Origin of the sequence: Acinetobacter sp. WCHAc010034 (assembly GCF_001696615.3) — a bacterium.
Classification (GTDB): domain Bacteria; phylum Pseudomonadota; class Gammaproteobacteria; order Pseudomonadales; family Moraxellaceae; genus Acinetobacter.
Genome location: NZ_CP032279.1, coordinates 2,140,650 through 2,159,587 on the forward strand (window position 1 = coordinate 2,140,650; position 18,938 = coordinate 2,159,587).

General features: G+C 52.4%; 23 protein-coding genes and 2 tRNA genes. 15 read left to right on the plus strand and 10 right to left on the minus strand.

The window, feature by feature from the left end; genetic code table 11:
* Positions 1-28 precede the first annotated feature (28 nt).
* Positions 29-646 carry a sterol desaturase family protein gene (locus BEN74_RS11805; RefSeq protein WP_068910583.1) on the plus strand — a complete coding sequence of 206 codons (618 nt, stop codon included), beginning with the start codon at positions 29-31 and terminating at the stop codon, positions 644-646.
* A 909-nt stretch (positions 647-1,555) separates the two neighbouring features.
* Here BEN74_RS11805 and hisF read toward each other — a convergent pair.
* Positions 1,556-2,317, minus strand: a complete 762-nt coding sequence (hisF, locus tag BEN74_RS11815) for an imidazole glycerol phosphate synthase subunit HisF (protein WP_322900144.1) — start codon at positions 2,315-2,317, stop codon at positions 1,556-1,558.
* Between the two features lie 110 nt (positions 2,318-2,427).
* On the opposite strand from hisF, the gene BEN74_RS11820 reads away from it, so the two are divergent.
* The 3 genes from BEN74_RS11820 to BEN74_RS11830 are packed head-to-tail and all read left to right on the plus strand — an operon-like array spanning position 2,428 to position 4,449.
* Positions 2,428-3,378, plus strand: coding sequence for a homoserine kinase (locus tag BEN74_RS11820; protein ID WP_068910586.1), 951 nt, complete (start codon positions 2,428-2,430; stop codon positions 3,376-3,378).
* Positions 3,379-3,400: 22 nt separating this feature from the next.
* A complete protein-coding gene (locus BEN74_RS11825) occupies positions 3,401-4,027 on the plus strand; it encodes a DUF1294 domain-containing protein (protein ID WP_068910587.1) in 627 nt (208 codons plus the stop codon).
* Between the two features lie 29 nt (positions 4,028-4,056).
* Positions 4,057-4,449, plus strand: coding sequence for a DUF4870 family protein (locus BEN74_RS11830; RefSeq protein ID WP_068910588.1), 393 nt, complete (start codon positions 4,057-4,059; stop codon positions 4,447-4,449).
* A 45-nt stretch (positions 4,450-4,494) separates the two neighbouring features.
* Here the strand turns inward: BEN74_RS11830 and BEN74_RS11835 are convergent, their stop codons facing one another.
* Positions 4,495-5,397, minus strand: a complete 903-nt coding sequence (locus BEN74_RS11835; RefSeq protein WP_068910589.1) for a DMT family transporter — start codon at positions 5,395-5,397, stop codon at positions 4,495-4,497.
* Between the two features lie 91 nt (positions 5,398-5,488).
* On the opposite strand from BEN74_RS11835, the gene BEN74_RS11840 reads away from it, so the two are divergent.
* The 3 genes from BEN74_RS11840 to BEN74_RS19705 all read left to right on the plus strand — a co-directional run bounded on the left by BEN74_RS11840 (position 5,489) and on the right by BEN74_RS19705 (position 7,866).
* Positions 5,489-6,037, plus strand: coding sequence for a helix-turn-helix domain-containing protein (locus BEN74_RS11840; protein ID WP_068910590.1), 549 nt, complete (start codon positions 5,489-5,491; stop codon positions 6,035-6,037).
* Positions 6,038-6,141: 104 nt separating this feature from the next.
* Entirely contained in the window at positions 6,142-7,299 is a 1,158-nt protein-coding gene (locus tag BEN74_RS11845) for an ABC transporter transmembrane domain-containing protein (RefSeq protein WP_228200352.1), read from the plus strand.
* A gap of 36 nt (positions 7,300-7,335) precedes the next feature.
* Positions 7,336-7,866 carry an ATP-binding cassette domain-containing protein gene (locus BEN74_RS19705; protein WP_265936564.1) on the plus strand — a complete coding sequence of 177 codons (531 nt, stop codon included), beginning with the start codon at positions 7,336-7,338 and terminating at the stop codon, positions 7,864-7,866.
* 43 nt (positions 7,867-7,909) lie between these two features.
* Here the strand turns inward: BEN74_RS19705 and hisA are convergent, their stop codons facing one another.
* The 6 genes from hisA to hisB all read right to left on the minus strand — a co-directional run bounded on the left by hisA (position 7,910) and on the right by hisB (position 12,451).
* Complete coding sequence (hisA, locus tag BEN74_RS11850) at positions 7,910-8,641, minus strand: 1-(5-phosphoribosyl)-5-[(5-phosphoribosylamino)methylideneamino]imidazole-4-carboxamide isomerase (protein ID WP_068910591.1); 732 nt, start codon at positions 8,639-8,641, stop codon at positions 7,910-7,912.
* Positions 8,642-8,710: 69 nt separating this feature from the next.
* Positions 8,711-9,391 carry a 3'-5' exonuclease gene (locus tag BEN74_RS11855; RefSeq protein WP_068910592.1) on the minus strand — a complete coding sequence of 227 codons (681 nt, stop codon included), beginning with the start codon at positions 9,389-9,391 and terminating at the stop codon, positions 8,711-8,713.
* Between the two features lie 95 nt (positions 9,392-9,486).
* A complete protein-coding gene (locus BEN74_RS11860) occupies positions 9,487-10,005 on the minus strand; it encodes a DUF805 domain-containing protein (protein ID WP_068910593.1) in 519 nt (172 codons plus the stop codon).
* Between the two features lie 622 nt (positions 10,006-10,627).
* The gene (locus BEN74_RS11865) at positions 10,628-11,092 is read right to left on the minus strand and encodes a DUF805 domain-containing protein (protein ID WP_068910594.1); all 465 of its coding nucleotides are present in this window, start codon (positions 11,090-11,092) and stop codon (positions 10,628-10,630) included.
* A 148-nt stretch (positions 11,093-11,240) separates the two neighbouring features.
* Positions 11,241-11,858, minus strand: a complete 618-nt coding sequence (gene hisH / locus BEN74_RS11870; protein WP_068910595.1) for an imidazole glycerol phosphate synthase subunit HisH — start codon at positions 11,856-11,858, stop codon at positions 11,241-11,243.
* Positions 11,858-12,451, minus strand: a complete 594-nt coding sequence (gene hisB, locus BEN74_RS11875; protein WP_068910596.1) for an imidazoleglycerol-phosphate dehydratase HisB — start codon at positions 12,449-12,451, stop codon at positions 11,858-11,860. The genes hisH and hisB overlap by 1 nt, the downstream gene beginning before the upstream one ends.
* A 96-nt stretch (positions 12,452-12,547) precedes the next feature.
* Here hisB and BEN74_RS11880 point away from each other — a divergent pair, with 96 nt between their 5' ends.
* The 7 genes from BEN74_RS11880 to BEN74_RS11910 all read left to right on the plus strand — a co-directional run bounded on the left by BEN74_RS11880 (position 12,548) and on the right by BEN74_RS11910 (position 16,315).
* Positions 12,548-12,925 (plus strand): acetyl-CoA sensor PanZ family protein, encoded by a 378-nt coding sequence (locus BEN74_RS11880; RefSeq protein ID WP_068910597.1) that lies wholly within the window; start codon positions 12,548-12,550, stop codon positions 12,923-12,925.
* A gap of 130 nt (positions 12,926-13,055) precedes the next feature.
* Positions 13,056-13,131, plus strand: a tRNA-Phe gene (locus tag BEN74_RS11885).
* 134 nt (positions 13,132-13,265) lie between these two features.
* Positions 13,266-13,341 (plus strand) — tRNA-Phe (locus tag BEN74_RS11890).
* Positions 13,342-13,541: 200 nt separating this feature from the next.
* On the plus strand, positions 13,542-14,273 hold the full coding sequence (locus tag BEN74_RS11895; RefSeq protein WP_068910598.1) for a class I SAM-dependent methyltransferase: 732 nt from the start codon (positions 13,542-13,544) through the stop codon (positions 14,271-14,273).
* Positions 14,274-14,423: 150 nt separating this feature from the next.
* Complete coding sequence (locus BEN74_RS11900) at positions 14,424-14,918, plus strand: hypothetical protein (protein ID WP_068910605.1); 495 nt, start codon at positions 14,424-14,426, stop codon at positions 14,916-14,918.
* A 265-nt stretch (positions 14,919-15,183) separates the two neighbouring features.
* Entirely contained in the window at positions 15,184-15,933 is a 750-nt protein-coding gene (locus BEN74_RS11905) for a hypothetical protein (RefSeq protein ID WP_068910599.1), read from the plus strand.
* Positions 15,934-16,030: 97 nt separating this feature from the next.
* Positions 16,031-16,315: a hypothetical protein gene (locus tag BEN74_RS11910; RefSeq protein ID WP_068910600.1), complete on the plus strand. Its 285-nt coding sequence runs from the start codon at positions 16,031-16,033 to the stop codon at positions 16,313-16,315.
* 63 nt (positions 16,316-16,378) lie between these two features.
* Here BEN74_RS11910 and BEN74_RS11915 read toward each other — a convergent pair whose 3' ends face one another.
* Positions 16,379-16,816, minus strand: a complete 438-nt coding sequence (locus BEN74_RS11915) for a hypothetical protein (protein ID WP_068910601.1) — start codon at positions 16,814-16,816, stop codon at positions 16,379-16,381.
* A 280-nt stretch (positions 16,817-17,096) separates the two neighbouring features.
* Positions 17,097-17,795: a hypothetical protein gene (locus BEN74_RS11920; RefSeq protein ID WP_068910602.1), complete on the minus strand. Its 699-nt coding sequence runs from the start codon at positions 17,793-17,795 to the stop codon at positions 17,097-17,099.
* Positions 17,796-18,065: 270 nt separating this feature from the next.
* On the opposite strand from BEN74_RS11920, the gene tehB reads away from it, so the two are divergent.
* Entirely contained in the window at positions 18,066-18,932 is an 867-nt protein-coding gene (gene tehB / locus BEN74_RS11925) for an SAM-dependent methyltransferase TehB (RefSeq protein ID WP_068910603.1), read from the plus strand.
* Positions 18,933-18,938 lie beyond the last annotated feature (6 nt).

Sequence of the window (18,938 nt, forward strand, 5' to 3'; positions counted from 1 at the left end):
TTGCAGCAGGACATGGAGGAGTTGGCATATGTGGAAAGGTTTTTTAGCAGGCCTGGTCGTGGCGAACGGCTTTGAGTGGGTTGCGCATAAATATATCCTGCACGGCACGCACCGCGCAGGCAAGCCGCGCTACAGCCCGGTGCCGGACAGCATGAAGTCCCATTGGGAGCATCACCGCGAAGTGCGCAAAACGGACTTTCATGATCAGGGCTATGTTGAAGGCATCAGCAACTGGCGCACCAAAAATGAAATTATTTCTCTGGCTGTGGTGGCCGGAGTGTTCGGCACCGCCTTTTATCCGGTGTCCAAAGGCATGAGCCTGGCAGTGCTGTACTGCGCCGGAAATTACTACTATATTCACCGCCGCGCGCATCTGGAGCCGGAATGGGCGATGAAGCGCATTCCGTGGCATTATGACCATCATATGAACTCCAATCAGGACGCCAACTGGTGCGTGACCAAGCCGTGGTTTGACTATATTTTAGGAACCCGGGTGATTTCGGCGCCTGAACTGCAGGAGGCGAATCCGCTGGGCATTGCTTTGCCGCAAGTGCTGTCTGACAGTTTAAATTGGGCAGTCAGCCGTATCCGCCCGGCAAAATGGGTCGAAAAGAAAGCGGAAAGGCTTGAAAATGCCGCGGCTTAAATGATCCCTGTTAGGCGGAGCAGTGAGGCAGGAAGAGTTGCCGCTTTAGATAACCGGGCGCTGTAATTTTCTTGGTTTGCAGGAGTCTGAGGACTCCTTTTTTTTTAGCTGCTGTTTTTCAGCGGCTCAGCTCAGGCTTGCTTCTTTAAAGCCGCTTTCAAGAATGAATCCGCGGACGGCCATAAATTCAGCTGCCGCCGGTTTTTAAACTGGAATGCGCGCCCATATCTTTTTTCCGGCCTTTATGGAATTTGCTCTGCCAATATTTTCAAATGCAAAATAGCCTTCTGCGCGAAATGCTGCCTATTTGCCTTGGGACGCAGCATGTTTCGCTGCCATCAGCTTCATTTATCTGCAATATTTAACTGCGCGGTTTTTTAGCGCTGAAGCTTAGTGAGTAAAAAGAATCCATTTCTGTCTTTGAATTTTGGTGAATATTGAAAACAGACTGGCTGATGAGGCTGCAGCAAGGCCAATTCCGGCAATTCAGCCGCAATGTGGCGGCTGCAGGAAAAGCTGAAGGATTCACCCTGCGTATTTTTAAAATTGTAAATAGGTTCAATGGCATCTGACCGGCCAAATTGACTATGCGCAATTTCTGTCCGGTTAATAAATTCACCGCAATGCCGGACTTGCAGATCAGACTGTACAGCTTGCCGGTATTTCTAGCCATGATAGAAGGATACGCTGCTGAAAAGCGCCCAGCCGATGACGGCAAGAATCAAAAATTCAAATATTTTTTTGGGAGCAGCCTGCATTTTAAGAATACTGTCTTGAAATAATTGATTTTAAGTTTTGATTATAGAAGATTATTTTTAGAAATGGCTTTATGGCGCGAAGTTGAATTTGGCAGATTGAAAAATAGCGCCGAAGCGCTATTTTTCAATCTGCCTTCACCGGCACAGCCAATTACAGGCGCATTTCAATGCCTTGCGCTGCCAGGTATTTTTTCGCTTCAGGAATAGTGTACTGGCCAAAGTGGAAAATTGAAGCCGCCAGAACCGCATCGGCGCCGCCTTTTAAAATGCCGTCCGCCAAATGCTGCAGATTGCCCACGCCGCCGGAAGCGATGGTTGGAATGCTGACCCGGTCATTGATGCTGCGCATCAGCGCCAAGTCATAGCCGGCTTTGGTGCCGTCGGCGTCCATCGAGGTGATCAGCAGCTCGCCGGCGCCGAAATCGGCCATTTTCACCGCCCATTCAATCGCGTCAATGCCGGTCGGCTTGCGCCCGCCGTGGGTGAAGATTTCCCATTTATTGTCGCCGGTTTTTTTCGCGTCAATCGCCACCACAATGCACTGCGCGCCGAAACGCTGCGAGGCTTCCTGCACAAACTCCGGGTTAACCACCGCTGCCGAGTTGATGCTGACTTTGTCTGCGCCGGCATTCAGCAGCAGGCGGATATCTTCCACTTTGCGCACGCCGCCGCCGACGGTCAGCGGCACAAACACCGACTCCGCCATGCGTTCTACCGTGCGGTAGGTGGTGTCGCGGCCGCCGGATGTCGCGGTAATGTCAAGGAAGGTGATTTCATCGGCGCCCTGCTCATTGTAGCGGCGCGCCACTTCAACCGGATCGCCTGCATCACGGATATCAAGGAATTGCACGCCTTTCACCACGCGGCCATTGTCGACGTCCAGGCAAGGAATAATACGTTTAGCAAGCATAATTTTTTCCAGTAATTACAGCCGATTATGAAACTCACCCGCACAAGCGCTACACCTTGGCAGATTGAAACGGTATTCTATCAAACTTATGTAAGATTTTTCGCAGGTTTTCTATGTCGGTTTATACCACTTTGACTTTACAGGAAGTTCAGGACTTCGCAGCGCCTTACGGCTTGAAGGCCGCTGACCTGATTCCAATTCAAGGAGGGATTCAGAATACCAACTATTTCATGGTCTGCGAAAATGGCCAGCAGTTTGTCCTGACTATTTTTGAAGAAATGGATGAGCGGGGCGCAGCCGAGCTGGTGCCTGTGCTGGAGCATCTGGGGAAAAGCGGCCTGGCGGTGCCGGTGCCGCTGCAGCATCACGGCAAGGCCATTCACAGCCTGAAAGGCAAGCCTGCGCAGATTGCGCCGCGCATGCAGGGGGAGCATCCCATGCCGTCGACCGTGGGGCAGGTGCAGGCCATCGCCGCCGCGCAGGCGAAAATGCATGTGGCGCTGCAGGGCTTCCCTTTAGAGCGCGCGGCATACCGCAACCACGCCTATTGGCGCCAGGTCTCGCGTGAAATCAAGCCGGCGCTGGATGCCGCCGATACTGCATTATTGAATAACCTGCTCGGCCTGTACGATGCGCTGAGCGCCATGTACCCGGACCGCCCGAAAGGCTTTATCCACTCGGACTTATTCCGCGACAATACCCTGTTTGAGGGCGATGCGCTGCAGGGCATTTTAGACTTTTACGAGCTGAATAAAGACGAGCTGCTGTTTGATATCGCCATCACCCTGAATGACTTCTGCACGGACTATCCCGCAGTTACGCTGAATGAGGAAAAAGCCGTGGCCTTCTTAAAGGCTTATGAAAGCGTGCGCCCTTTGACGGCGGATGAAAAGGCCTGCCTTGAGCTGTATCTGGCCATGGCGGCCGGGCGCTTCTGGATGATGCGCCTGCAGGTCGCGCAGAAAAATGCCGCCGAAGGCCGCACTGGCGGCGATATTCTGCAGAAAAATCCGAATGAAATGCGTAATATGCTGATTGAACGCTTAAAGTTTGTAACGGCTTAACTGGACATGAAAAGGAGCTGCAATGCGCGATCAAGGGCGTCTGGTAGAATGGTTTGATGATAAAGGCTATGGCTTTATTCAGCCCAGCGACAGCGCCAAAGACCGCGTCTTCCTGCACATTAAGGACTTTGCCCGGCCCGGCCCGCGGCCGATAGTCGGCTGCGCTTTGGAATACCTGGTGATTTTGGATGAGCGCGGGCGCTGCCGCGCGCAGCAGGTGAGCTATTTAAAGGCCTCGCAAATTCAGGCGGCGAAGAAGCCGGCCAAGGACAATATCGTCAAGCTTCCAAAAAAAGCCTCGGCCATGCAGATGCTGTGCATCGCCTATATTTTAGCGCTGGCGGCGCTGGGCCTTGCCGGCCTTCTGCCCGGCATGGCGGTGCTGGGCATCAGCCTGATCAATACTGTAACTTACTGGCTGTATGCGCAGGACAAAGAGGCCGCGCAGCTGGGCAACCGGCGCGTGCCGGAAAATACCCTGCATATCGTATCCTTTCTGGGCGGATGGCCGGCAGCCTGGCTGGCGCAGCAGCGCCTGCGCCATAAAACACAAAAGCAGCCGTTCCGCCAAATTTATTTCTGTACAATCGCTTTTAATATACTTTTGATTTCATGGCTGATTTCCCCGCTTAACCCATTCGGGGGCTAAGCGCGGAACAGGACTGAGAGGGGGCATGCATGAATTATCCGACTGATCAGGGTTCGAACCGGACCTTAACCATTGCCTTGTACCTGCTGTATATCACGGCGATTTTTTCCGGCGGCCTGCTGGCGCTGATTGCGCTGATCATCAATTACGTCAAGCGCAGCGCCGTGCAGGGCACTATTTTTGAAAGCCACTTCACTTGGCAGATCCGCACTTTCTGGTGGTATCTGTTCTGGAACATTCTGGCCTTTGTGCCGTTTACTTTCCTGTTCTTTACCGGCGAAAATCCGGACGCTTTTGCCGGCGTAGCTTTCGGCGCATCGGCGTTCTGCCTGGCGGCGGTCGGGCTGTCATGGATCTGGATTGTGTACCGCGCCATCCGCGGCATTATTACCGTGAATGACAATCAGCCGATGTACCGCTGAGCCGCTGCGGCTTTTCAAGGCGCGGAAGCGCGCCGTAAGCGCCGCTCAGGATGAAGCCGAAGCCGTGTTTTTCCGCCTTAAAAACTTCGGGCGCCATTCGCTGACAATCACGCCGATGACCACCAGCAGGCCGCCCATTAAAGCCAGAGGCGCCAAGCGCTCTCCGGCAAGACGGCCGGCTAAGGCGGCCCAGACCGGTTCACCGGCATAAATGATGGCGGCCTGCGACGGGTCAACCATGCGCTGCGCCCAGTTCATGACCAGCTGAATCACCGCGCTGGCCAAGCCTAAACCGCACAGCACGGCCAAAAGCGGCCACTGCAAGGCGGGAAGCTGCGTTTCGCCGTTTAAGGGCGCAGCGATAAAGCACAGTGCAGAGGCGAAGGCCAGCTGCAGCAGGGTGACGCGGCGCAGATTGACTTTTCCGGCAAAATAGCTGATCAAGATAATTTCAAAGGCGATGGCGATTGAGCCGAGCAGGGTAATGATCTGGCCGGAATTCAGTTGAATTGCGCCAAAGCCGTTGCCGGTTAAAAACACCAGGCCGCTGAACGCGAACAGCGCGCCGAGCCAGGTCATCAGATGCGGGCGGTTTTTAAAGCACAGCCACATAAAAAAAGGCACTAAGGGCACATACAGGGCGGTCAGGAATGCGGATTCGCTGCTGCTGATGCTTTGCAGGCCGATGGTTTGCGCAGCATAGCCGGCAGCAATCACCGCGCCGATGCAGAAGCCCGCCAGCACTTCATAGGCGCGGAATCCGGTTAAATCTTTCCAGGACAGCAGGCTGACCGCAATGGCTGCCGCTGCAAAGCGCAAGCCGACCAGCATGATCGGGCTGCTGAAATTCAGGCCGTATTGCACGGTCAGGAAGCTGCCTCCCCAGATGACAGTAATGATAATCAGCGCGATGACCGGGGCTTTAGCGCTTAAAGAGCGGTTGAACATGGATGCTGGTATTGTGCAGTATATTGCACACAGCTTGTCACAGATTATTTTTATGTGCAATATACTGCTCAATATTTTTTGATGATGCCCTATGAAGCCTGCTGCCGTACTGGAATATGTGAGCCAAAATGTCCGGGCCTACCGCAGCCTGAAAGGCCTGAGCCAGCAGCAGCTGGCTGACTTGGCGGGCTTAAGCCGGCGCATGATTGCCGGGGTTGAATCCGGGCAGGACAATATCAGCCTGGCTAAGCTGAGCCTGATTGCCGATGCGCTGGGCGTTGATTTTGCGCAAATTATTGCAGCCCCTGAACAGCAGGGGCAGGCGGTGGTGAATGCTTTGGCCTGGCGGGGCGCGCAGGCGCAGAGCGTGGCCAAGCTGCTGGCCTCTGTACCTGCTGCGCAAAAGGTTGAATTATGGGCATGGTCGCTCGCGCCCGGTGAGCAGTACTGCGCTGAGCCTGACCCTGAAGGCTGGCGTGAAATGCTGTATGTGACCGAAGGCGAGCTGACTTTGGATTTGGCGGGCAAGCTTCAGGCCATGCAGGCGGGCGAATCCGCCGTGTTTTCCAGCACGGCCGAATACCGCTATATCAACCGCAGCCGGCAGCCGGTGAAATTTATCCGCAATGTGGTGTATTAGGCGCTGAGGGCGGCGCGCAGAATAAAGCGCGGCAGCGCGGAATGGACAGCGCCGGTCAGAATACGTACAGTAGGGGCAAATTACCAAACAGTGCAGTGCGGATAATGAAACTGATCGGCCATCTTGAAGCGGTGAAGAACTATATTTTTATCTGGCGGCGTTCGGCAGAGCGTTATAAAAATCAAAAACTGCATTTTATGATCATGTTTTTGCTGGTGGTTTTGACTGCTGCTTTTGCAACCTTATTTCCTTATTTAATGAAGCTGATCATCGATCAGGTCGAGCAATCCCGCGCGTCAGCGCTGCCAGCCGTTTTCAGCCTGGAGCATCTGTACCTGCTGGTGATCGCTTATGCCTGCGCATGGCTGATGTCGCAGCTGCTCATATGGCTGCAGAATGTATTCAGCGCGGTTTTGTCGGTCAACTTTGAAACCGCCCTGCTGCATTCGGGCATAGAAAACTTTCTGGGGCTGAAAAAGCAGCAGCAGGATGCGGTTCAGGCCGCGTCGCTGAAGGCGGATCTGCAGCGCGGCTGTTCGGCGTTTTTTGAAATCAACTACAGCCTGTTCCTGCTGCTTGGGCCGCTGGTGCTGCAGCTGCTGTTCATTTTTATCGTGCTCTTTAAAAACATCAATGCATGGTTCGGCTTGTTCTTTGTCAGCGCCGCCGTGCTGATTTTCCTGATTTCTTTTTATGTCAGCAGAAAGAGCGGGATCTATTTCAGCCAGCTGTATCAGGGGCATAATAAAATTGATGATTCGGTGCTGGAAAAGCTGCTGAACAGCTACGAAATTAAAATCAAGCATGCCGGCGCCTATGAGCTGCAGCGGCTGGAGCGGCAGCTGGCAGACTACGCCGGCGTGACGAAAAGAAGCCATTTGAAGATCGGCCTGCTGATGATGGCGCAGATCGCGTTTATTTTCTGCTTCCTCTTATGCTTCATGCTGTACACCGCCTATATGTCGCAGCGCCTGCAGATCAGTTCCGGCGATTTTGTGCTGATCAGCAGCTACATCATTCAATTGACCACGCCATTTCTGATGGTGTCGCAGAGCTTAATGCGGGTAAACGGCAATATCGTCGCCTTGGCAAGCTACCGGGATTATTTTGATTTGGAGCGGGATCATTATTCAGAGGAAAAGATTCAGCCGCGGCCGTTTCTATATCAGTTCAGCAATGCCGAACTGCAGCTGGGCAAAGTGAAAATCCGGAATTTCAATTACCGCTTCCTGCCGCAGAAAACCTATGCGGTTGTCGGGTAGACCGGGCGGGGCAAAACTACGCTGTTGCATTACCTGATGGGGATCTGCCAGCTGGAATCGGGGCAGCTGCATTATAAGTCGGCGGATATTTCCAGGCAGTTCGCCCGCGATATTTTTAAAGAGGTGAGTTTTGTCGGGCAGCATCCGGTGGTGTTTGCTGGCACGCTGCGGGAAAATTTAGTCTACAGCAGCGCTCATCAATATGAGGATGCTGAACTGCTGGCCTGGCTGCGGCGGTTTAATTTATCGGCGCTTTTAGACAAAAACCAGATCGGGCTTGATGATGATTTGGGCGATTTATACAAGAAGTTTTCAGGCGGCGAAAAGCAGCGCATCGGCATTCTCTGGGCGCTGCTGGCGCAGCCCAAAGTCCTGATTCTGGATGAGCCTACGGCAGCTTTAGATGCGGAAACCGCCAGCCGCGTGCTTCGACTGATTCAGCAGCAGGTTGATTCAGTGATTTTCATTACCCATGCGCAGGGCTGCATGCAGCTTGCTGACGAAATTCTGGATTTAGACCAGCTTGTTGCGCGCCAAGGGGCGCCACTGCAGCCAGCTTCTTCATAAAAAAAGAGGCCAATGGGCCTCTTTTTCCTGTTATATCTGTGGCTTACAGCGCCTGATCATCCAGCAGCAGCTGCGCTTCGCGCAGATTCAGTGTGCCTTCATAAATCGCGCGGCCGGTAATCGCGCCTAAAATGCCCGGCTGGCCTTTCAGCTGGCGGATGTCATCCATATTGGTCACGCCGCCGGATGCAATCACCGGCAGGCCGGAATACTGCGCAAGATTGACCGTCTGCTCAATGTTGACGCCCTGCATCATGCCGTCGCGGGCGATGTCGGTATACACAATGCTGGACACGCCGGCATCGGCAAAGCGCTTGGCCAGATCGACCGCTTTCACCTCAGTGACATTGGCCCAGCCGTCTGTGGCGACCATGCCGTTGATGGCGTCAATGCCGACAATGATGCGCCCGGCGAATTTTTTGCAGGCTTCTTCAACAAATTCAGGCTCTTTTACCGCTTTGGTGCCAATGATGACAAAGGACACGCCGGCATCTAAATAATGCTCAATGGTTTCCAGCGAGCGGATGCCGCCGCCAATCTGAATCGGCAGCTCAGGCTGCGCTTTGGCAATCGCTTCGACCACCGGCTTATGAATAGGCGTGCCTGCGAAAGCGCCGTTCAAATCCACTAAATGCAAGCGGCGCGCGCCTTCATTCACCCAATGCTGCGCGGTCGCCGCCGGATCGTCAGAAAATACGGTATCGTCTTCCATACGGCCTTGTTTCAGGCGCACGCATTTGCCGTCTTTCAGGTCAATTGCAGGGATGATCAGCATGCTTTCGCTCCTTGCTTAATCTTAAAGTGAATTGATTGGCAGCCATCTTAGCAAAATATTGGCAAATTTCTAAGCATCTGATGCGGGTTTTGTTTGACTTGGCAGCCCGCGCAAGTTCCGGGCGCTGTTCAGAATTTCCTGCGGCAGCAGGCCCAGCCGGCGCAGCTCTTCAAACACCAGCACCGGCGCATAGGCGTCGGCAGCCGCGTAGGCGATCTGCTGCGGGCTTAAATGCTTTTTTGACCAGTTCGAGGTGCTGACGCTTTTGCTTTTCGGAAAATTCACCCGGAACAGCAGCGCCATGGCGTTTTTCAGGCCCACAGGATTGTCCAGGCCAAAGGCTTTAAAGCATTTTGACAGCTCAACGGCGCTGTTCAGCTCCAGGCCTTTTTTGCGGAACAGATGCGCGTCATTTTTCAGGCCAAATCCGGCTTTAATCTGCTGGCGGCTGGCGAAAACCGGCTTTAAAAATTCCAGAATTTCCGGGCTGACCTGAAACAGATAGGCGCAGTCCTGCGTGGCGAGCTGGATTAAATGCGGGCCGGTGGCGGCCTCGCCTTTACTGAAGGTCGGCTTGGACTCGGAATCAAAACCCAGCAGGGCTGCGCTTTTCAGCTCCGGCTCAATCCGGCGGCAGTGTTCAAGGGTTTGAATCAAGTATATTTTTTCGGCAGGCAGGCTTTGAAACAGCGGCAAGGCCTGAATGTGCTCTTTGGCGGGCAAAACATGATGAAGGTTGGAGTGATTCATTGCAGATAAAAAGTGCGCATTTTTTTGCAGACTAGCGCGTTTTAGCCGGAAAGGCAAAATAAAGCCCGCAGGGCGCGGGCTTTAAAGGCTTGGGCTTATTCCGCCGGCTGCTGCAGTTCAGCCTGCGCCTGCTGCGCGCGCTGCGCATAGTCGTGATAGGCCGGTATCGCAATCGCCGCCGTAATCCCGATTGGGAAAATCAGCACGTAAATCCAGCCTAAGACTTTTTCCCATGTCTGGGCGGCTCTCGGCGGGCCAAACTGGTTTGCATGCGCATCGCCTTTGGCGAAAATCAAATACAGCGCCAGAATGGCGTTGGCAAAGGGCACCAGCATCAGCAGCGACAGCCAGCCGCTGTGGTTGCGGTCATGCAGGCGGCGGATGGTGAAAATAAAGGTGAAGTACAGCATGGCGGCGTACGCCGCGCCCAAAATAATCAGGGCGGGCATGGAGAGGCTTTTGGTTTCGCCTGGGGAAACCGCCTGCAGCAGCAGGGCGCAGAGGAAGCCCAGCAGCATCACTGCAATCAGCAAGAGGCCATTCCAGCCGAGATAAGACAGGCGGCTGAAGCGTCCGGCGGCGCTTAAAGCCGAATTATTCGCAGAGCTGTTCATTATAATCTTCCCCGTATTTTTTAGTTAGTATGCTTAAGAATAAGCCGAATCATAATCAGTTTTGATCAAAGATTAAAGAAAGAATCTTGATGGAATAAGAAAAGCCCGCATGGGGCGTAATGCTGATCAGTTAGGGGGTTTCACTATAAATTCCTTAAATTGGGACTATTCAGGGCGGAGTCTTGCTGTTTTTAAATCCGGTATTTGGAGCTATTGTTGGTCGCATATTTGAGTAAAACAAACTTTGGATACGCGCGTGCGGCATGGATGCCGCATGTTGCCCATCCTTGCGCTGCATTTTAAAGCAGTGCTTAAAACTGGCTCAGGATGCCGTGTATGGGCAACGAAAGACTTTTGCCTCCTTTGGGTCTTTCCAAAGGAGGGCCCCGCCTGCGCAAAGGCGTTTAAACTTTTAAAGCAAAAGTGAGGCAGTGCAGGCGCTGAAATTTAAGAGTACATAAATTGTCTGATTTTTTGCTAAAACCATAAGCTATGTAATTGTTTTTAAAATATATTAATTATATTTAAGAAGCGCTGGAACTTAAAAAGAAAATGCCAGTCAATTTATTAACTGACTGGCATTGGCATCAGGCGGGTTTTATCCTGCTGTCTTAAAGCGGAATCAGCTCATAACACCGGCTGCGATGCCGCCGATGATGGTCAGCGCCATCAGCGCAATGTAAATCCATGCCAGCACGCTTTCCCAGCCCGCAGTTGCGCGCGGCGCGCCGTAGGCATTGCTTTGCGCATCGCCGGGCGCGAACAGCAGGTACAGCGCAATGCCGATATTGGCCAGCGGCACCAGCAGCAGCAGCGACAGCCAGCCGCTGTGATTGCGGTCATGCAGGCGGCGGATGGTGAAAATAAAGGTGAAATAAAGCACGGCCAGATACAGAATGCCGAAAATAATCATCGCTAAGGCCGGCAAGCCGTCGGCTGCGCCTTGCAGGAGCGAAGGGAAAATCACGGCAATCACGGCGATAAAGAGAAGCATGACGATTGCCAGCAGGCAGTTCCACGCAAGGTAGGAAAAGCGTCCGAAGCGTCCGGCGGCGTTCAGGCCTGAGTCATTTGCATAGCTGTTCATTATTATGTTCCTGTTGTTTTTAGATTGGGTGTTTAATAATTGTTCGAAACTGAATAATAATCGGTTTCCGCTGCAGATTAAAGCAGGATTGCTGCATGCATAAGAAAGCCCGCAGGGCGCGGGCTTTTTGGCAGCGGAAATGGCGGAATCAGATATCCCATTCCACAAAGTTTTTCAGCAGCTGCAGGCCGGCGGTGTGGCTTTTTTCCGGATGGAACTGGGTTGCAAACAGGTTTTCCTGATGCAGCGCTGTGCAGAACTGCAGGCCGTAGTCGCAGGTGGCTGCCACAATGCTGGCGTCTTCCGGTTCTACATAGTAGCTGTGCACGAAGTAGAAGCGCGCATCCTGCTCAATGTTTCTCCACATCGGATGGCTCGGGTCAGCCTGATGCACCTGATTCCAGCCCATGTGCGGCACTTTCAGGCCGCCCATGTCGGCAAAGCGCTTGACTGAGCCTTTGAAAATGCCCAGCGCATCGGTGCCGCCATTTTCTTCAGAGCGCTGCATCAGGGCCTGCATGCCGACGCAGATCGCCAAAACCGGCTTGTTGAATGCAGCCTTGCGCACCACCTCATCAATGCCCGCCTCATGCATGCCCTGCATGCAGTCGCGCATTGCGCCTACGCCGGGAAAGACAATTTTGTCCGCCTGCGCAATCAGTTTTGGATCATTGGTGACATCTACAGCGGCGCCGACATGCTCTAAAGCCTTGGCAGCCGAGTGCAGATTCCCCATGCCATAGTCAAGCAGGGCAATACGGGTCATTACAGTGTTCCTTTGGTTGAAGCCACTTTGCCTTCGGCGCGCGGGTCAACTTCGCAGGCCATGCGCAGCGCGCGGGCAAATGCCTTAAATACGCTTTCAATCTGGTGATGGCTGTTTTTGCCCTTTAGATTGTCAATGTGCAGCGTCATCAGCGCGTGGTTGACAAAGCCCTGGAAAAATTCAGAGAACAGGTCTACATCAAAAGTGCCGATCAGCGAGCGGGTAAATGGAATGTCCATCCACAGGCCCGGGCGGCCGGACAGATCCACCACCACGCGGCTTAAAGATTCATCCAATGGCGCATAGAAATGGCCATAGCGCTTTAAGCCTTTTTTATCGCCCAGCGCCTGCGCAAAAGCCTGCCCCAGGGTAATGCCGCAGTCTTCCACGGTATGATGGTCATCAATTTCGAGGTCGCCGTCACAGTGAATATCAATATCAAATAAGCCGTGCCGCTTGATTTGATCAATCATATGATCTAAAAATGGAACACCAGTGTTTAAAGTGCCTTGACCAGAACCATCAAGATTCACGCGAACGCGGATTTTGGTTTCGTTGGTGTTTCTTACCACTTCACTGATACGATCGGTCATAGACACGTTCCTCAAATACGTCAAAATGATTGATGTAAAATTTTTTCGCTGTGACGAAAAGTCACCGCATATTAGATTGCTCAGGAGGGTTTATCAATGCCTATCACCGTACATGCCTATACTTCTTTAGAAAATGATGAAGTGCGCGGCCAGCTTGAGCGGCTGTATGATACCAGCCCGGAATTCAGCGACGGTGCGGATGCCATTGAGCAATTAGAGCAAAACTTAGCCCAGTATACCTCAGTTTATACCGCAGAATTTAATACCCGGCTGATTGGCGCGATCTGGTGCACCGGCCAGGGCGAAAGCAAAACTTTGGAATATATTGTGGTGCATCCGGCCAACCGCGGGCGCGGGGTGGCGGAGCGGCTGGTGAGCGAGGTGACGCGGATTGAAGAGGAAAAAGGCGTGAAAAATTTTGAGCCGGGCTGCGGCGCGATTCACCGCTGCCTTGCGCATCTGGATAAAATCTAAGCCCGGCGCTGCATTTTCAGCAAAGAACCGGGAAATCTGCGCTGATTTGCTGTAAAAATAAGCAATTGGCGCAAAAAGCAAAATCCGGCGCTTGACGCCATGCCGCTTAAACTGTTTAATACGCGACATCGGCGTGATAGCTCAGTAGGTAGAGCAACGGATTGAAAATCCGTGTGTCCCCAGTTCGATCCTGGGTCTCGCCACCATATTCAAAACTTATTTCAAGTTTCAATCCCTGATCCCATCAGGGATTTTTTTTGCATAAAAAATATCCGTTCAGTAAAAATATTCAGGATTTTGATTGACTAATGCAGCCGGATACGGCTTAATACACCGCATCGGCGTGATAGCTCAGTAGGTAGAGCAACGGATTGAAAATCCGTGTGTCCCCAGTTCGATCCTGGGTCTCGCCACCATATTCAAAAAAGCCTCAAACAGTGTTTGGGGCTTTTTTTCGCCTGTGCTTTGCTTTTCCTGCCTTTCAGGCATCTGGCAGCCTGAAGCTGCGCGCCAGCCTGCAGCTAAAAAAACCGTGCCGTGCGCGGAATGCCATGCCTGAGCAGCGCAGCTTTCAGTTATGCTGAAAGCTTCCCGGCATGAAGGATGCATACGCTGTATGAAAGACCTGTTTTCTGAGCATAGCGCGCTGTACCGGCAGGCGCGCCCCGGCTATTCGGCCGCCATTATTGAAGAAATTTTAAAGCATGCGCCGGCGCGTGAGCTGGCATGGGAATGCGGCGCCGGTTCCGGGCAATTCACCCAATGGCTGGCGCCGCATTTTCAGCAGGTGCTGGCCATCGACATCAGCGCTTCTCAATTGGCGCAGGCGCCGCAGCTGGAGAATGTCACCTGCCGCGCTGCGCCGGCAGAACAGTCCGGGCTTCCCGCTCAAAGCGCCGATTTGGTGACGGTGGCACAGGCCATTCACTGGTTTGATTTCGATACTTTCTATGCCGAAGCGCGCCGTGTGCTGAAGCCGGATGGATGCCTGGCGGTCGTTGGCTATGGCCTGATTGAAGCGGAAAATCCTGACTTGAACCGGCTGATCCGGCAGCTGTATTTTGAAACGCTCAAAGGCTGCTGGGATGCAGAGCGCCGCTATGTGGATGAGCTGTACCGGACAATTCCATTCCCTTTTCAGGAACAGGCTGCGCCCGCGCTGCAGCTGCAGTACCGCTGGACAGGCGGGCAGCTGCTGAACTATTTCAATACCTGGTCGGGCCTCAGGCATTATGCGCAGCAGGGCGGGCAGAATCCGCTTGCAGCCTTGGCCGGTTTTTTTGCGCAGGAGCGCGCAGCGCAGCATTCAGTCCGTTTTCCTGTGCTGCTCAGGATTGGAAAGCTGTGATGGAAAATGCGCCGGATGCAGGGCCAGCCTGCTTCGGGGGCGCTGCGCCGTTTATCTGACAAAAACTGAGCCTGCGGCGGTTTATTGTACAATTAAGGCAGTTGCAAAGATGCGTTCATCTTTCAGTATTTGACCATTGAGTACAATAAAATGAATCTCCCTAAACAGCTTGCCTATGCGGCCGCCGCGCTTGCCTGCGCAGCCTCCATTCCCGCTTTCGCGCAGGAGCAGCAGGAGGCCGTGCGCCTGCCTGCGCTGACGGTTATGGCGGAACCGGAATTGCGCCGGGAAACCGGCGCAGTTCCTTATCAGCAGGAAACCGCGCGGCGCAAAGCCCTGCAGCACCGCGTAATGCAGATTGAAAATGACGCGCAGTCCTTTATTGTCGACCCTGAAGTGGTGGCCAATCTGGATATCCTGCCGATGGAGCCGGCGCCGAACCTGTCCAGCCTGCCGCCTTCGCTGCAGCAGCATGTCTTGAATATCGCCAATGGCCTGCAGTCTTCAGACCCGCGCAACGGCCTGTATATCATGCTGCAGCCGTTCGGCATAGACCGCAATGCGGTGAATGTGCAGATCAGCCGGGAGCAGATTAATATCGGCAGCATTGACCGCGCCTTGCCGGCTGTTCCGCCGCGCCAGTAAGCTGCGCACAGCTTTAAATTCAAAAAACTCATGGCCGGCTCATGGGTTTTTTTATGGCCTGAACGTGCCGGAGTTATCCGCAGAATCCGCGCAGGCGCATTTTGAATTCAAAAGTTTTTGATCTGAAATTTTTAAAATTTAAAAATGAATTCAAAGTCCGGCAATGCTTTGAATTTAAAAATTCCGCCTCTATATGTGCTGTACAAATATTCATCATTAAGCTGTTTTGAAGCTAAACTGTAAGAAACAGGATTCGGAGCGTTGTATGCCGCGTATCTTTATTATTTTAGCCGCCGCTACTGCGGTTATTTTCGGCGCGATGTTTTACCAGTACCGTGCGCAGCAGCAGGAACTGGGCCAGCTGCAGGCCTATCAGGCGGTTCTGCTGGAAAAAACTGAGCAGATTTTTCAGCAGGCCAAAGACCCTTCGCGGCCGATTAAAGTGGATACCGCCGACCCGCGCCTGCAGGGCGACTATCAGGTGATGGCGGATTTTGTGCTGAGCCAGATGATCCAGAGCGCGGAGGCGCGCAATCAGTATATCCGCGAGCTGAAAGCGCTGGACTGGGACCGCTTTCTGGATATTGAGCGCCTGGCTGCCGATAAAAAGCAGAACTATCAAGCCACGCAGCAGATGCTGGAGCATGTGCACGCGGTGACCGATGCCTATGACATGAAAACCGCGGAGCTGGAGCGGAACAGCCTGAAGCGGGCGGAAAGCCTGCCGATTAAAAGCCGCTACCGCCAGCAGCTGGCGCAAAGCCTCAGGGACAGCCAGCGCAGCGATGAAGCGCATGCGCTGTTTGAGCTGGAAAAGCAGAGCCTGAGCAAGGCTGATGCCATCTTTGCCGTGCTGAAAAATAACCGCTGGGAAAAGCGCGGCAAGCTGTTCATGTTCTATGAAGATGAGCCGCTGAAGCAGTTCAATGCGCTGTATCAGGAAATTCTGGCGCTGAATAAGCAGATGAAGCGGGTGGCTGTGCAGAACCGGCAGGAGATTGCAGAAAAGCTGTAAAAGCGCGGAAAGGCCGGGACTGTCATCAAGCTTTCAAAATTGCCTTTTAGAGTGGAGCTGCTGGGCAAATATCCGCTTCAATTGAGCAGGTGAAGTTATGAAAGCAGTTCATGTCATAGATGATATTCAACGCGTATATGCGGAATTTTTAGAAAATAAGCATTACCCGAAACTGGAAAGCCTGAGCAATTGGGGCAAAAACCGGTTTTTCTTCAGTTCGTATTTCCGCCTGATTGAAGACTGGCACTATACCGAGCAGATTGTAATTGAGTTCAATCAGCATTTTTACAGCCTGGATACCGGCAGCGCGCCGGATTTCATGGACCGGGAAAAATATATGGCGTGGCTGCAGCATGAACTGCTGCATCAGTATGCCTGCTGAGCCGGCTGCAGATGCAAAAAAAGATGCCGGGAAAGGCATCTTTTTTATGGCGCTTAGCCGGCATTAAGCGGCTTTTTTCTTGAACCAGGAGAAGAAGGATTTTTTCTCAGCTTTCACTTCAGCTTCAGCCGCTTGCGCTTTTTCAGCGGCTGCGTCTTTTAGCGTTTCTGCATTTTCAGCCGCAGCGTCCATTGCTACTTCAGTTTTTTCAGCAGCCGCATCCACTGCAGCCTCAGTTTTTGCAGCGGCAGCATCCACAGCTTCCGAAGCTTGAGCGGCAGCTGCGTCTTTAGCTTCTGCAGTTTGAGCCGCAGCGGTTTTGGCAGCAGCGGCCGTTTGGCCTTTGGCTGCTTCAGCCGTTTTTACCGCATCAGCTTTTACCAGTTTGGCCTGCGCTTTTACAGCTTGCGCTTTAACCGCAGGCGCTGCCTGTTCAGCCGCCATAGCGGAAGCGGAGCCGGCAACTAAAGCAATGGATAAAGCTGTTTTCAGAGCGTTCATGGATAAAATCCTAATATGTTGATAAAGAGAGGGAATTGCTGTTTTATTTTAGTCTTTATTGGCAGCGTATTTTTGGCGGCGGCGGTTTATTGAACTGATATTGTGTGAATATTCCACCAAAATTACAGAGTGATAACAGGATGTTGCGGGGTGTTACATTGGCTTCTTTGCGCTTTTTCCTAGGTGTTCTGCCCGCGCAGCTGCATGCGGGATGGATGGGCAGGCATAAAAATCCCCGCATGCCGCGGGGAAATATTCAGGCATTGGATGCCAAAGGGCATCAGTCAAAAATTTTATCGGCAGCCTGGAAAGGCAGGCTCACCACATCAATGGCGACCGCAAACGGCAGCAGCACCAGCTTTTCCAAAGGGTTCATGCCGGATTTGGACTTATAGCTTTCTTCCTGATGGGTGTAAATGCTGACTTGATAAGGCTTGCTTAAGGCCTTCAATGAGGTCAGGTTGCTGGCCGCAGGGTAAACCACGCCGGCAAGCGGCACTTCAAAGCAGAAGCGCTGCGCCAGCATGCGTTCATCGCTGGAGCTTGAGCATTCCTTCGCGCCGTTTTCGATAAAGAATTCAAGGTCTTTCTTGCTGATGTCTTCTTTGAGCTTCACGTAGGACAGGGGAAGCGTGCCGGTGAAGTGGCCGTCATTTTTTTCCGAATAGAAGCTCAGGCGTTTGGTGACTTGAATGTTTTTCGGGTCCAGCTTGCCGATCAGGGTGACAAATTGAGCGCCGCCTTGAGTCAATACATAGCTTTTCTGCTGGCCAGCAATGACCAGGCTGTCTTTGGGCAAATTCGCCAAGGCTTGCGCCGGCTTGCCAAAGGCGACCACCTGATCTTCAATCAAAGTGACCTGGCTGGTGCGGGTATAGGTTTTATTGTCTTTGGTCATCAGGGTTTTGGTGGCGCAGCCTGTGAATAGTGTCCCCATGATCCCTAAGCAGATGATTGTTTTTAAAGGTGATGCAAACATCGATTAACTCCGAATGATTTGAAATTTAGGCAAACTGAATTTTTATTGTCTTCAAGACTAGCATTAAAATGTGCAAAAAGGCGTCAAAACCTGAAAGTTTAAAAAAGATGAAAAAGCGGCTTTTATGCATAGCGCTTTCCCCGTATCTGCTATTCCAAGAGATTGAATGAATGGATGTTCATTTGAGCGTGAACTGGCTATGATCATAAAAGCGCTTGATAAAAAAGTATGGACTGGCGGATACGCCGCAGCATGGTGGGAAATAGGCTGATGCAAGACTTGATTTGTTATAAAGAACTTCCAGTGTGGACAGCGCAGAGCATTCCGCAAGGGTTTAAAAATCAGCACAATACCAAAGCGGGCACTTGGGCTAAGCTAAAGATTTATCAAGGGGAGCTGCATTTTGCCATGCTGGAAGAATCGGGCGACCTAAAATCTGAGCATATCTTTAGCCTTGAGCAGCAGCCACCGTTTATTCAGCCTCAAGCATGGCACAAGATTGTTTCGGCCAGCGATGACATAGAATGCCAGCTGCAATTTTACTGCACCCCGCAGGATTATTTTTATAAGAAATATCAGCTTTCACCTACGCACTCGGAAATCTTGGCTGCTGCGCCGTATTTGCAAGGCGGCCGGGCTTTAGATGTCGGCTGCGGGCAGGGGCGTAATGCACTGTATTTAAATCAGCAGGGTTTTGAGGTCGATGCTTGGGATGTCAACGCAAACAGTTTGCAAAAGCTGCAGCAGATTATAGATGCCGAAGGCATTGAAAAGATTCATCTGCAGCAGCGTGACCTCAATGCTGACCCAAGCATTACAGGCACATACGACTTTATTTGCTGTACGGTCGTGATGATGTTTTTAGAAGCCCCAACGGTGAAGCCTTTGATTGCGCAGATGCAGCAAGCCACAAATGTAAATGGGTTTAACTTGATTGTCTGTGCGATGGATACCGATGATATTCCTGCGCAGCCTGACTTTCCATTTGCTTTTAAAACAGGAGAGCTAAGCGCGCTGTACGAGGGCTGGAACATTGTGAAATACAATGAAGATGTCGGGGAGCTGCATCGGGTGGATGCAGAAGGAAAGCGGATTAAACAGCATTTTGCGACCTTGTTGGCGCAGCGGGTTTTATAATTGTAT